Source organism: Lagierella sp. ICN-221743 (assembly GCF_037890055.1).
Lineage (GTDB): Bacteria > Bacillota > Clostridia > Tissierellales > Peptoniphilaceae > Mediannikoviicoccus.
Genome location: NZ_JBBKBD010000002.1, coordinates 18,168 through 31,903 on the forward strand (window position 1 = coordinate 18,168; position 13,736 = coordinate 31,903).

The window sequence follows — 13,736 nt, forward strand, 5'->3', positions numbered from 1 at the left end:
CACCTACTTTGGAGCAACTTCTTTCATGATGAATGATTCTATAGCGTCTCCTTCTTTTATATCATTATAATTTTCTATTCCAAGACCGCCTTCATAACCTGTAGCAAGCTCTTTGGTATCATCTTTAAATCTCTTTAGTGAAGAGATTTCACCTTCGTGTATAACAATATCATCTCTTATTAGTCTTACCGAAGCGTTTCTTAAAATTTTACCGCTTGTTACATAGATACCTGCAACTGAACCAACATTTGGAACTTTAAATACCGCTCTAATTTCTGCTCTACCAGTTACTTCTTCAACAAGTTTTGGTGCAAGCATACCTTTTATTGCGTTCTTTATGTCTTCTATAGCTTCATAGATAACTCTATAAGTTCTTATTTCTACATTTTCATAGTTTGCAAGCTCTATAGCAGATTGGGAAGGTCTTACATTAAATCCAATAATAAGTGCATTTGAAGCGGCAGCTAAGTTAACGTCAGAATCTGTAACTCCACCTACGGCTCCATGGATAATATTTACCTTAACTTCTTCATTGCTCAACTTTTCAAAGGACTGTTTAACAGCGTCTATTGTACCTCTAACATCTGTTTTGATTATTATGTTAAGGTCTTTAATATCTCCACTTGAAATCTGATTGAATAAATCATCTAAATTTATATTGGATGATGATTTAATCATATCTTCCTTCTGAACTTCTTTAGCCTTATCCGCATATCCTCTAGCAGTTCTTTCGTCTTTAACAGCATATAGAGTATCTCCTGCTTCTGGAACATCTGATAAACCTAATATTTGTGCTGGGAAAGAAGGTCCTGCCTTTTTGATATTCTTTCCTTTGTCATCAAACATAGCTCTTATACGTCCACTTGTAGTTCCTGATACTACTATATCTCCAGTTTTCAAAGTTCCTTTTTGAATTAATACTGTTGCTGTAGGTCCTCTTCCTTTATCAAGCTGGGCCTCGATAACAGTTCCTATCGCTTTTCTATTAGGATTTGCTTTAAGTTCTTCCATTTCAGATACTGTAAGAATCATCTCTAAAAGATCATCTATTCCTTCTCCAGTTCTTGCAGAAACAGGCATACAAATAGCATCTCCGCCCCAATCATCTGGCATTAAGTCATTATCGGCCAGTTCTTGTTTGATTCTTTCAACATTTGCTTCAGGCTTGTCCATTTTATTTATTGCAACAATTATAGGAACCTCTGCAGCTTTAGCGTGGTTTATAGCTTCTATTGTTTGAGGCATTACCCCATCATCTGCGGCAACAACAAGTATTGCTAGGTCAGTTACTTGAGCTCCCCTAGAACGCATTGCTGTAAAGGCTTCGTGACCAGGCGTATCTAAAAATACTATTTTTTCATTATTTACATTTACTACAGAAGCACCAATATGTTGTGTAATACCGCCTGCTTCTCCTCTAGTTACAGAAGTGTTTCTTATGCTGTCAAGAAGAGAGGTCTTACCATGATCTACATGACCCATTACTGTAACAACTGGAGGTCTTTTCTTCAAAGATGATTCTTTATCTTCAAAGTCAAGTTCTTCCATCATGTCTTCTTCAAGATCTTCTTCTGTCATTTGAACAACTTCTTTTCCAAACTCTAAACTAATGATTTGTGCATTCTCAAAATTTAATTCTTCATTTTGAGAAGCCATTATTCCATATGAAATAAGCTTGCCCATCAAATCAGTAAGAGTAACATCAATAGCTTCTGCTAAATCAGCCACTGTTATACTTCCTGGTATTTCTATAGGTGCATCTGGATCAACTTTTTCAGGTTCTTCCTTCTTTTTGTATTTATTTTTTAATCTAGGAGTAGTTTTTTGTAAATTTTTAAAGTGATCTTCATCTATCTCTACTTTTTTAGAATTTTTTCTGTTTCTTTTGTTTTTATTAGGAGTGTTTTGGTTTTTGTTCTTTTGTCTATTCTCGTGTTTAAAAGCCTTACTATCTACCTCTGTTTCGTCATCATTTTCCTTTTTGTGTGAGTTCTTTTTATAATTCTTGTTTTTATTATTATGTTTTTGTTTATTGTTTTCTGCACTAACCTCTTTTTTTGCTTTATTTTTACTACTATTAGGGTTAAATACATCATTAAGTTTATTTTCAAGATCTGCATCAACAGATGACATGTGACTTTTAACCTTTATCCCAATCTTATCCAGCTCCTGAATTACAGTTTTTGCTGGTACATCTAAATTTTTTGCAAGTTCATAAATTCTTATTTTTTTCATATACAGCACTCCTCTCGAACTTATTATTCCATTACATAACTCGAAATCTCCTTATAAATTTCTTCGCTTAATTCAGCGTTTAATGCATGTGAAATTTTTTTGTTTTTCTTTGCTTTTTCTAAACATTCTAAATCTTTACAGATATAGGCGCCTCTACCATTCTTTTTACCAGTAGTATCAACAACTATACCTTCTTCTTTGTTTTTAACTATTCGTAACATTTCGCCCTTAGGTTTGTTTAATCCACAGGCAACACATTTTCTCATAGGGATTTTTTTAGTCTTCATTATTTAAAAATTCCTCTTGGTCTTTATCGATATCTTCAACAAAATCCTCTTCTATTTCATTTGAGTCAGGATTTAAAATAGATTCAATATATTCTTTTTCTTCAGGGAACTCTGGATCTAATTCTCCTGAGTTTATTTCTTCAATATATTGTTCAAAGCCTTTAATATCAACTTTCCAACCGGTAAGTTTTGCAGCAAGCCTTGCATTTTGTCCTTCTTTACCGATTGCTAGAGACAACTGATCGTTAGCAACAATAACTCTCGCTACTTTCTCTTTTTCATCAACAAAAACTTTTTTGACCTCAGTTGGACTTAAACTATTTGCTAAAAAGACTTTTATATCTTTGTCCCAAACTACAATATCTAACTTTTCACCATTTAGTTCATCTACGATATTTTTAACTCTACTTCCTTTAAATCCTACACATGCCCCAACTGGATCTACATTTTCATCCTTTGCAAAAACTGCAAGTTTTGTTCTTGATCCTGCTTCTCTTGCAATTGCTTGAACCTCTACAATACCTTCATTAATTTCTGGTATTTCAAGCTCTAACAGTCTTTTTACTAATCCAACATCAGATCGGGATAAAATAACTTGTGCACCCTTTGTTGTATTTTTTACTTCTTTTATGAAGAATTTATATCTAGAGTTTAGATTGTAAACTTCTCCAGGTATTTGTTCTTCATAAGGGACAATACCTTCAACTCTTCCTAAATCAACATATAATATTCCTCTGTCTATTCTTTGAATTAAGCCAGTTACAATTTCTTTTTCTCTATCTATAAATTCATTATATACAATATCTCTTTCAGCATCTTTTATCTTTTGAATAACTATATTTCTTGCAGTTTGAGCCGCAATTCTTCCAAAATCTTTAGGAGTAACCTCGATGGAAAGTTCATCTCCTATTTCAATACTTGAATTAATTTTTTTTGCTTCAAGTTCTGATATTTGAGTAATTGGATCTTCAACTTCTTCAACTACCTCTTTTATGGAGTATGTTTTTATTTCTCCAGTTTCTTTATTAATACTAACTGTAACATTTGCATTTTCATCAAAGTTTTTTTCATAACTCTTTATTAAAGCTTTTTCTAAAGCTTCAATTATTACATCTTTAGAAACCCCTTTTGTTTTTTCAATTTCTACTAAGGCATCAATAAATTCTTTGTTCATTTTTTCTCCTATTAAAATAATGATAATCTCACGGTAGAAATAGCTTCTCTATCCAGTTCTTCTACCCCTTTTTCAGTTTCAATTTTTAATATATTTTCATTATAGCTCAAAAGCTTTCCTATTAAAGTTTTTTGTCCTCTATGGGAACCATAGAATTTAACTTCTACATTTTCTCCTAGATTTCTTTCATAATCTTTTTCCTTTTTAAAGGGCCTATCAATTCCTGGAGAAGAAACTTCAAGGAAATAAGAATCTTCTATAGGATCTAATTCATCAAGTTTTTCGCTAATAAAATTACTTACTGTTTCACAGTCTTCTATACTTACATTCCCATTACCTTTGCTAATGTAAACTCTTAGTATATTTCCCACAGGTTCTTTAACATATTCAATTTCATATAATTCCAAACCTGATTGTAATATTAGTGGTTCAAATTCTTTTTCACACAGACTAAGTAAATCTTTTTTTCTCATATTCCCTCCCTTAACTAAATAAATAAGAGCGGGACAACCCCACTCCTATCAATTCTACTATCTTAAGTCAATTATATCAAGATTTGCTTAATTTTTCAACCTTTAGTATTTTCTATTAAAAATTTCTGAGTAAATAAAAGCTTCTTTTGCATTAAATTTAAAATCACTTTTATTATTTTCAGTTTGTACATCTTCATTTTCATCTAAAGTATCTTTTACATCTTCAATAACAAGTTCCTTATTCTTATTAACCTCTTTTAGTTTTTCCGGAATATTTAATTTATCAGATTCTTTCTTTATATCTACTTTTTTATTTTTCTTGCTATTTGAGCTTTCTTTATTAACAACTTTTTTTGAACTTAAATCCCTAATTTCAAGATCCACTCTTTTTTTATTCTTTTCAGGATAGGTATATATTGTTTTCTTAGATTTATTTTTATATACTTTTTTTTGATTATCCAAATAGATAATTATAATGATAATAAAAATTAAAAAAAGCATTATTTTTTATCCTTATCATTAGTTCCTGTTTCATATCCTGAAATAGAATTTCTCATTTTTGTATCAGCATTTATATTTTCCATTTTATAATAATCCATGATTCCAATATTTCCATTTTCTAAAGCCTTTGCAATAGCAAGTGGAATTTTGGATTCAGCTTCAACAACTTTAGATCTCATCTTTTTAATTTCTGCAAGCATTTCCTGTTCAGATGCAACAGCCATAGCTCTTCTTTCTTCCGCTTTAGCTTGTGCAATTCTCTTGTCAGCTTCAGCTTGATCTGTTTGAAGCTTTGCACCAATGTTTCTTCCAACATCAACATCTGCAATGTCTATGGATAAGATTTCATAGGCTGTTCCTGAGTCTAATCCCTTAGTTAAAACCATTTGAGAAATGGAATCAGGATTTTCTAAAACTTGACTATGGCTTTTTGCAGAACCGACGGTTGTTACAATACCTTCTCCAACCCTTGCGATAATTGTTTCTTCACCAGCTCCACCAACAAGTCTGTCAATATTTGCTCTAACAGTAACCTTTGCCTTTGCAATAACTTCAATACCATCCATTGCAACTGCAGATATAAGGGGAGTTTCAATTACCTTAGGATTTACCGAAACTTGAACCGCTTCCAAAACATTTCTACCTGCTAGGTCTATTGCAGCCCCTCTATCAAAGTCTAGAGGAATTTCTGCTCTTTGTGCAGCAATTAATGCGTCTACTAAGGTATTTACATTGCCACCTGCAAGATAGTGTGCTTCAAGTTGGTTAGCATTTAAATTTAGTCCTGCTTTAGTTGCTTTTATTAATGGATTTATTATCCTGCTTGGTGAAACCCTTCTTAGTCTCATTCCTATAAGTGTAGATATTTTAATTTTTACCCCTGCAAAGAATGCGGTAACCCAAAGCCCTACTGGTACAAATGTAAAAAATAGGGATAGTAAAACTAAAACTACTACGATTGTTAAAATTAATGATACGTTTCCTGGCATTAAATAATTTCCTCCTTAACCATAATTTTAAATCCTTCTATCTTATAAACCTTTATTGGTTTATTGGCTTCGATAAAGTTGCCTTCAGTAATTGCATCGTATGTTTCTCCATCTATTAAGATTTTTCCTGAAGGTCTTAACATACTAAGAGATGTTCCTGACTTACCCAAAAGTTCTTTCCTATTAATACTTGTATGTGATGAAATATCATCTTGTAATACAATTTTATTAAATGCATTGCTTCGAAATCCCATTTTTAATATAATTACAAAAACTAATAGTCCAATAACTCCAGAAACTGTAATTGATATTAAACTAATAGTAGGATCCTCCATTGCATTGTATAGTGCGTATAGAATAAATCCTATTCCCAATATTCCTGGAATTCCGAATCCTGGAATAAAAATTTCAAAAACTATAAATATAACACCAATTAAGAATAATATTAACTCCAATAGATTGGTATATCCCATTCCTATATTTCCCATAAAGAATAATATTAGAGAAATAATTGCGAATCCTACTCCTACTCCTTTTAAATTGAAAAACAATTCAAAAATTATAAGTAGAGTTGCTACCGTTAAAAGTAAAGTTGAAATGAAAGGATTTGCTAAAAAAGCAAAAAAATCATTAAAAGAGTTTACCTTCAATGGAGTATATAGAAAAATACTTTTTGAAGTTTCTGATGCTATTGTTAGATTTTTTGAAAATAAAATTAAAATAAACAATAAGGTTGAAATAGAAATACGTTTTTTCATACACGCCTCCTATTTATTTATACCCTCCACATATATAAATAAACAAAAAAATACCCAGGACAATCCCGGGTATGCGGTGTTAAAAACCTCTTCTTACTTTTTTTCTTTTAGCTGCTTCTGATTTCTTTTTTCTTTTAACGCTAGGTTTTTCATAGTGTTCTCTTTTTCTGTATTCAGATAACACGCCTGATCTAGCACATTGTCTTTTAAATCTTTTTAAAGCACTTTCTAAAGATTCATTTTCACCAACTCTGATTTCTGGCATAGGTTTCCCCTCCCCTCTTGTATAAAGAGTGCTCATATTGAGCAGAACACTTTAATATTATAACTTAAGAATTATTATATTGCAACATTTAGCCTGGTGGCCATTGTAAACTTCTTCCTGCCAATACATGGAAGTGAATATGATTTACAGATTGACCTCCATCTTTTCCAATGTTATTTACAATCCTATAGCCATCTTTATCAAATCCTTTGTCTTTAGCTAATTTGTTTATTACACAAAAGATATGACCAATTATTTCCTTATTATCTTCATTTATATCATTGGCCGATGATATATGCTCTTTGGGGATAACCAAAAAGTGTATAGGAGACTGAGGATTAAGGTCATTAAAAGCAATAACTGAATCATCTTCATAAATAATAGCTGATTCAATTTCTTTATTTGCTATTTTACAAAAAATACAATCCATTATTTCACCTCCTATATTTCAATTATACCAAATACTTCACCATTTTGTACATTTTTATATTTGATATTAAGAATTTCGTTAATCATATTATCATCTTCCAAAATATTTATTCTAGTATAATTTGTGGCATATCCTGAAATATATCCATTGAAGTCAGATTTAGATTCAAATAGAACTTCAAAAGTTTTTCCCATTAAGCCATTTAAATATTCATTTGAAACCTCTTGGCAAACTTCGGATAATTTTGTACTTCTATATTTTTTAACGTCTCCAGCTATTTGATTTTTCATCTTAGCCGCCCTAGTACCTTCTCTAGGTGAGTATTTAAAAATATGAACTTTTGAAAATCCTATTTTTCTTACAAAGTTACAGGTCATTTCAAAATCTTCTTCTGTCTCTTCTGGAAAACCTACGATTATATCGGTAGTTATACCTGCATAGGGATAAAACTTCCTTATAAGTTTTACTTTTTCTGCGTATTCTTCTGTGGTATATTTTCTATTCATAAGTTTTAAAATCTTATTAGATCCATTTTGAAGAGATAGATGGAAGTGATCACAAAACTTTCCTGTTTCCTTTGCTCTACTTAAGAATTCTTCTGTTATAAGTCTTGGTTCTACAGAACTTAATCTTATTCTTTTAATACCTTCTACTTTGCTGATTTCTTCTATAACATCAATTAACGAAATATCCTCTTCAAAGTCAATGCCATATGACGCAACATGAATACCAGTAAGTATAATTTCTTTATATCCTCTTGCTGCAAGTCTTTCAGCTTCTTTTATTATTGAATTTAGATTTCTTGATCTTACAGGTCCTCTTGCATATGGAATAATGCAATATGAGCAATATTGATTACAGCCTTCTTGAATTTTAATGTAGGCTCTTGTCATTTCAGACTGATTATAGATTTCGAGTTCTTCAAAATCTTTGTCATTTTTTATTTCATCAATAACACTTATCACTCTTTTTTCTGTAAGGGCTCTTTCACAGGCATCTACTATTTGTGATTTATTGTTTGTGCCAAGTACAACATCAACACCATCGATTTCGGAAACTTCTTCGGGCTTAATCTGAACATAGCATCCAACCATGGCTATGATTGCATCCTCATTCAGTTTTTTTACCTTTCCTATGGCTTGCCTAGATTTTCTGTCGCTTTGGTTTGTAACGGTACATGTGTTTATAACAAAGATGTCACTATATTCACCATGGGGAACAACTTCATATCCCCTACTTGTAAAAAGTTCCGTCATAGCTTCAGTTTCATATTGATTTACTTTACATCCCAGTGTTAAAAAGCTTACTTTTTTCATCCTTTACCTTTCTAATTCATAGCCTATTATAGATAGTAAGTTTAATGACGCAGTTTCTGTTCTTAAAATTCTATCTCCAAGTGAAATAGAATTAAATCCTTTTGAAATTAATTCATCCACTTCTTTTTTAGAAAAACCGCCTTCAGGTCCAATTACAATTGAAATTGTATTGTAAATTTTTGAATTTTTTAAAACCTCTCTAATAGGAAAGCCAGATTCTTCATATGCTAAAATACCAAGTTCTTCATCTTCAAGTTCTATTTCATTTAACTTTATTGGATAATCTATTTTTGGTATACTATTTCTCTTTGACTGCATAGCTGCGGCTTTTATGATTTTTTCATATCTTTCTTGTTTTTTATCATAACTTTTCGATTTAAACTTAACTATTGTTCTTTCTGATTCAAATGGAATAATTTCATCCACTCCAAGTTCCACAGATTTCTGTATGATTAATTCGAATTTATCCGACTTGGGCATTCCTTGATATAATTTTATAGAAACATCTTTATTTTTTAATTCAGTTTTTTCTAATACCTTAGTCAAAATAGAGTCGATTTTTATTTCTGTAATTTCAGTTATATATTTATTTGCTTCTGATATTAGCTCTAATTTTTCTCCTACTTTAAGTCTCAGTACGTTTTTTCCATGGTGAAAATCTTCTTTTTCAACTATTTCTATAAAATTATCATCAATAATATTTGACTCATCTATGAAAAATCTAAACATCTTTTTTACCTATAATTCCAGTCCATTCTCCCATATCTAAATCTTTAACGATATTAAAACCTTGCTTCTTTAATTCGTCAATAACCAAATCTTTCTTTTCAATTATAATTCCTGAAACTAACATCAATCCACCATGGTTTAATTTCTCATAAGCATCTGGAATCAAGTTTATTATTACATCTGGAAGAATATTTGCAATAATTAAATCATAATTATCCTTTGACGTGTTTAGTAAATCACTTTCCATAACTTCTATCTTATCTGCACAGTTATTAATTTCTACATTTTCTCTTGCTGTCTTTATAGATAATGGATCAATGTCAAGGCCCAATACATTCTTTGCACCAAGTTTTGCACAGGCAATAGCAAGTATACCAGAACCGGTTCCAACATCTGCAATTTCTTTGTCTTGTAAATTTATTTTTTCTAGAAGTTCTAAGCAAATGGCAGTGGTTTCATGGCCTCCTGTTCCAAAAGCCATTCCAGGGTCTATTTCAAGAATTATTTTATCTGTATCAGCTTTATACTCTTCCCAGCTTGGAACAATTACAAATTTTTCTCCCACTTCAAGGGGCTTAAAAAACTTTTTCCATTCCACAGTCCAGTCATAATCCTCGCACTCTCTTTTATAATCAGTTTCTATTTCAGATGAAAGGCTCTTTAAGTTCTCAATAAGATTTAAAATTCTATTTAAATTTTTTTCATTATCTTCTAGATTAAATTTGATAAATAACAATTCTTCTCCAATTCTTAAATCATTATCTATCTCTACCCAATAGGGTTTAGTTTCTTCAACTTCATCAACTGTTCTATCATCCACTACTTCAAAAGAGTATACTTCATTTTCATATAGGTAATTATAAATTAAATCTTCGTATTCATATGGAGATTTAAGGCTAAAATTTATCCATTTCATATTTCAAACTTCTCCTTGATTCTATCGAATAAAGTTTTTTTATCTTTATGATGTTTTAAATCTATGTCTGAATGATCTGCTAGCTCTTTTAATAGCTCTTTTTGTCTACTATTTAAATTTTTAGGGGTAATAACAACAACTTCAAAATATAAATCCCCTCTTTTGCCATCTTTGTTATTTAATTTTTGAATACCTTCATTTTTTAATTTAAATACTGTTCCTGTTTGAGTTCCTTCAGGGATAGTATATTTTTCAATTCCATCTATTAAAGGGATTTCTATTTCTGCCCCAAGGGCTGCTTGTGAGAAACTTATTGGCATTTTGAAATATAGGTCATAGCCTCTTCTTTCAAAAAGTTCATGCTCTTTAACCTTGATGATTACATATAGGTCCCCTGAAGGACCGCCATTATGGCCAACATTACCTTCTCCTCTTAAATTAATTACGGAGTCATTATCAACTCCTGCAGGGATATCTATATTTATGGTCTTTGTCTTACTTACTTTTTTCTTTCCCTTACAAGTTGGACATTTCTCTTCTATTACTTCACCTGTTCCATGGCATTCATCACAAACGCTAGTTCTTACAAATGTTCCAAAAGGAGATTGCTGTTGATATCTTACTTCACCTGTTCCATGGCATTTAGAACACACTTTAACTTTACTTCCCTTTTTTGCTCCTGTTCCGTCACATTTAGGACAGCTTTCAGTCCTTCTAAATGAAATTTCTTTTTTTGCTCCAAAGGCAGCTTCGTTAAAATCTAAAGTAACAACAGTTTGTAAGTCTTCGCCTTTTTGAGGATAGTTAGTTCTTTTACTAGACGAAAATCCTCCTGAAAAAATATCTCCAAATATATCTCCGAATATATCTGAAAGGTCAAAGTTTATATCGCCAAAGCCACCACCAGCTCCATTAAATGCAGCTTCACCATACATATCATATTTTCTTCTATTTTCATCATCAGACAAAATAGCATATGCTTCATTTATCTCTTGTAATTTTTCCTTTGCATCTTCGTTGTCTGGATTTAAATCTGGATGATATTTTTTTGCAAGTTGTCTATATTTCTTCTTCAACTCATCCTTCGTAAAGTCCTTGTCAACACCTAAAACCTCATAAGGGTTTCTCATTTAAAATTACCTCCATAATAAAATATTAAATCTTCATTTAAAAGATTTAATAACTCAAAAATTCTCTAATTATCTTATCATAATATAGTTTAAAAAGAAAATAGGGACAGAGGAAAACTCCGTCCCTATTTAATATTATTATTTGTCTTCTTCGTCCTCATCTACAACTTCGTAATCTGCATCAACTACATCATCGTTATTGCCTTGAGCTTCTCCTGCATTTGCATCTGCACTTTGTGCATATAGTTTTTCTGAAATCTTGTAAAGTTCTTGAGTAAGATTTTCAGTTTTAGATTTAATTTCTTCAGCATTTTCGGAAGTTAAAGTATCCTTTAGTTCTTTTATCTTTTCTTCAATTGCTGATTTTTCATCTGCACTTACTTTATCTCCTAAATCCTTCATTGTCTTTTCTGTTTGATAGATTACAGATTCTGCATTATTTCTATTTTCAATTAATTCTTTTTTCTTCTTGTCTTCTTCGGCATACTTAGCTGCATCATCAACCTTTTGTTTTATTTCTTCGTCTGATAATTTAGTTGAAGATGAAATAGTCATCTTTTGTTCTTTACCTGATCCTAAGTCCTTTGCAGTAACATTTACTATACCATTTGCGTCGATATCAAAAGTTACTTCAATTTGAGGTACTCCCCTTGGAGCTGCAGGTATGTCAGCTAATGTGAACTTGCCTAATAATGTGTTATCAGCGGCCATTTCTCTTTCGCCTTGAAGAACTACTACTTCAACATTAGTTTGTCCATCTGCTGCAGTTGTAAATACTTGACTCTTCTTAGTAGGAATTGTAGTATTTCTTTCTATTAACTTAGTTGTAACTCCACCAAGTGTTTCAATACCTAATGATAGTGGTGTAACATCAAGTAATAGTAAGTCTTTTACTTCTCCACTTAATACTCCACCTTGAATTGCAGCACCCATGGCAACGCATTCGTCAGGGTTAATATCCTTTTGAGGATCCCTACCTATTAATTTCTTTACTGATTCTTGAACTGCTGGGATTCTTGTAGAACCACCTACAAGCAATACTGATTCAATGTCTGACGCTTGCAATCCAGCGTCCTTTAAAGCTTGTTTAACAGGATCAACAGTCTTTTCAACTAAATGTTCAGTTAACTCTTCAAATTTAGATCTGCTTAAGTCCATATTTAGGTGAGCAGGAACTCCGTTAACAGCAGTTATAAATGGTAAGTTTATATTTGAAGATAGAGTTGTTGATAGCTCTTTCTTTGCCTTTTCAGCTGCATCTTTAAGTCTTTGAAGAGAAGTTGGATCTTGTCTTAGGTCAATTCCGTTTTCCTTCTTAAATTCTTCTGCTAAATAATCGATAACAGCATTGTCAAAGTCATCTCCACCTAGCTTGTTATTACCTCTTGTAGATAGAACTTCAAATACTCCGTCACCTACTTCAAGAATTGAAACGTCAAATGTTCCACCACCAAGGTCATAAACCATTATTTTGTGTTGGTCATGATCTTTGTCAAGTCCATAAGCTAAAGCTGCTGCTGTTGGTTCGTTTATAATTCTTCTTACATTTAAACCTGCAATTTGTCCAGCGTCTTTTGTTGCTTGTCTTTGGCTATCTGTAAAGTATGCAGGAACTGTAATAACTGCTTCAGTAATCTTTTCACCTAAAAAGTGTTCAGCATCCGCTTTTAACTTTTGAAGTATCATTGCAGAAATATCTTCAGGGTTTAAATCCTTTCCATCTATTTCAACTTTATAATCTGAACCCATATGAGTCTTAATTGATGAAATAGTTCTGCTAGGATTTGTTATAGCTTGTCTCTTTGCGGTTTCACCAACTAATCTTTCTCCATCTTTTGTAAAAGCAACTACAGATGGTGTTGTTCTATTACCTTCTACATTTGTGATTATACTAGCTGATCCACCTTCCATAACGGCTACAGCTGAGTTTGTTGTACCTAAGTCGATTCCAATTATTTTTGACATAATATACCTCCTAATTATTCAGAAACTTTGACCATGCTTGGTCTAATTACTTTTCCATTTAAAACATATCCTTTTTGGAAAGTTTCAATAATATTACCTGACTCTACGTCTTCATTTTCTTCCATTAGAATTGCTTGATGAAAATTATGATCAAATGGTTTATTATCTGACTCTATTTCTTCAAGCCCTTCTTTTTTCAAAACTTCTTTAAAATTTTTAATTATTATATTTATTCCTTCAGAATATTCTGAAGATTCCATGTGATTATATGCTCTTTCTAAATCATCTATAACTGGTAGAAGTTTCATAATCAAATCTTCATTAGCTAGTTTAACCGACATTGATTTTTCTTTTTCAATCCTTTTTTTATAATTTGAAAAATCTGCCTGTAGACGAGCCAATGATGAACTTAAACTTGTATTAGCATCTTTAAGTAATTCAATTTCAGATGTCAGTTCAGCGTCTATAATCTCTTCTTGTTCTAAATTGTCAACTTGCTCGTCAATCACATCTTCAATATTGACTTCATCTTTATAATCTTTCTCTTTAGACTCCATAGAATACCTCC

15 protein-coding genes are annotated in these 13,736 nt (G+C 31.5%); all 15 read right to left on the reverse strand.

Annotation, left to right across the window (positions count from 1 at the left end; genetic code table 11):
• Nucleotides 1-3: 3 nt before the first annotated feature.
• The 15 genes from infB to grpE all read right to left on the reverse strand — a co-directional run bounded on the left by infB (nucleotide 4) and on the right by grpE (nucleotide 13,725).
• Entirely contained in the window at nucleotides 4-2,235 is a 2,232-nt protein-coding gene (infB, locus tag WKS98_RS01155; protein ID WP_498916193.1) for a translation initiation factor IF-2, read from the reverse strand.
• Between the two features lie 23 nt (nucleotides 2,236-2,258).
• Complete coding sequence (rnpM, locus tag WKS98_RS01160) at nucleotides 2,259-2,522, reverse strand: RNase P modulator RnpM (protein ID WP_237036325.1); 264 nt, start codon at nucleotides 2,520-2,522, stop codon at nucleotides 2,259-2,261.
• Nucleotides 2,512-3,696 carry a transcription termination factor NusA gene (gene nusA, locus WKS98_RS01165; RefSeq protein ID WP_498916195.1) on the reverse strand — a complete coding sequence of 395 codons (1,185 nt, stop codon included), beginning with the start codon at nucleotides 3,694-3,696 and terminating at the stop codon, nucleotides 2,512-2,514. The genes rnpM and nusA overlap by 11 nt, the downstream gene beginning before the upstream one ends.
• 11 nt (nucleotides 3,697-3,707) lie before the next feature.
• Nucleotides 3,708-4,169, reverse strand: coding sequence for a ribosome maturation factor RimP (rimP, locus tag WKS98_RS01170; RefSeq protein ID WP_498916197.1), 462 nt, complete (start codon nucleotides 4,167-4,169; stop codon nucleotides 3,708-3,710).
• 102 nt (nucleotides 4,170-4,271) lie between these two features.
• Complete coding sequence (locus WKS98_RS01175) at nucleotides 4,272-4,670, reverse strand: hypothetical protein (RefSeq protein WP_498916198.1); 399 nt, start codon at nucleotides 4,668-4,670, stop codon at nucleotides 4,272-4,274.
• Nucleotides 4,670-5,659, reverse strand: a complete 990-nt coding sequence (gene floA, locus WKS98_RS01180) for a flotillin-like protein FloA (RefSeq protein ID WP_498916199.1) — start codon at nucleotides 5,657-5,659, stop codon at nucleotides 4,670-4,672. Before floA ends, WKS98_RS01175 begins: the two co-directional genes overlap by 1 nt.
• Complete coding sequence (locus WKS98_RS01185) at nucleotides 5,659-6,417, reverse strand: NfeD family protein (RefSeq protein WP_498916200.1); 759 nt, start codon at nucleotides 6,415-6,417, stop codon at nucleotides 5,659-5,661. The genes floA and WKS98_RS01185 overlap by 1 nt, the downstream gene beginning before the upstream one ends.
• Nucleotides 6,418-6,496: 79 nt before the next feature.
• Nucleotides 6,497-6,682 carry a 30S ribosomal protein S21 gene (gene rpsU / locus WKS98_RS01190; protein WP_237036318.1) on the reverse strand — a complete coding sequence of 62 codons (186 nt, stop codon included), beginning with the start codon at nucleotides 6,680-6,682 and terminating at the stop codon, nucleotides 6,497-6,499.
• A gap of 88 nt (nucleotides 6,683-6,770) precedes the next feature.
• Complete coding sequence (locus tag WKS98_RS01195) at nucleotides 6,771-7,112, reverse strand: histidine triad nucleotide-binding protein (protein WP_237036317.1); 342 nt, start codon at nucleotides 7,110-7,112, stop codon at nucleotides 6,771-6,773.
• A gap of 11 nt (nucleotides 7,113-7,123) precedes the next feature.
• Nucleotides 7,124-8,428 carry a tRNA (N(6)-L-threonylcarbamoyladenosine(37)-C(2))-methylthiotransferase MtaB gene (gene mtaB, locus WKS98_RS01200; RefSeq protein WP_498916202.1) on the reverse strand — a complete coding sequence of 435 codons (1,305 nt, stop codon included), beginning with the start codon at nucleotides 8,426-8,428 and terminating at the stop codon, nucleotides 7,124-7,126.
• Between the two features lie 3 nt (nucleotides 8,429-8,431).
• Nucleotides 8,432-9,157 (reverse strand): RsmE family RNA methyltransferase, encoded by a 726-nt coding sequence (locus tag WKS98_RS01205; RefSeq protein ID WP_498916203.1) that lies wholly within the window; start codon nucleotides 9,155-9,157, stop codon nucleotides 8,432-8,434.
• Nucleotides 9,150-10,073 carry a 50S ribosomal protein L11 methyltransferase gene (gene prmA / locus WKS98_RS01210; protein WP_498916205.1) on the reverse strand — a complete coding sequence of 308 codons (924 nt, stop codon included), beginning with the start codon at nucleotides 10,071-10,073 and terminating at the stop codon, nucleotides 9,150-9,152. The genes WKS98_RS01205 and prmA overlap by 8 nt, the downstream gene beginning before the upstream one ends.
• A complete protein-coding gene (dnaJ, locus tag WKS98_RS01215; RefSeq protein WP_498916206.1) occupies nucleotides 10,070-11,203 on the reverse strand; it encodes a molecular chaperone DnaJ in 1,134 nt (377 codons plus the stop codon). Before dnaJ ends, prmA begins: the two co-directional genes overlap by 4 nt.
• A gap of 138 nt (nucleotides 11,204-11,341) precedes the next feature.
• The gene (gene dnaK / locus WKS98_RS01220; RefSeq protein ID WP_498916207.1) at nucleotides 11,342-13,168 is read right to left on the reverse strand and encodes a molecular chaperone DnaK; all 1,827 of its coding nucleotides are present in this window, start codon (nucleotides 13,166-13,168) and stop codon (nucleotides 11,342-11,344) included.
• A gap of 14 nt (nucleotides 13,169-13,182) precedes the next feature.
• On the reverse strand, nucleotides 13,183-13,725 hold the full coding sequence (gene grpE, locus WKS98_RS01225; RefSeq protein ID WP_498916209.1) for a nucleotide exchange factor GrpE: 543 nt from the start codon (nucleotides 13,723-13,725) through the stop codon (nucleotides 13,183-13,185).
• Between the last annotated feature and the right edge of the window lie 11 nt (nucleotides 13,726-13,736).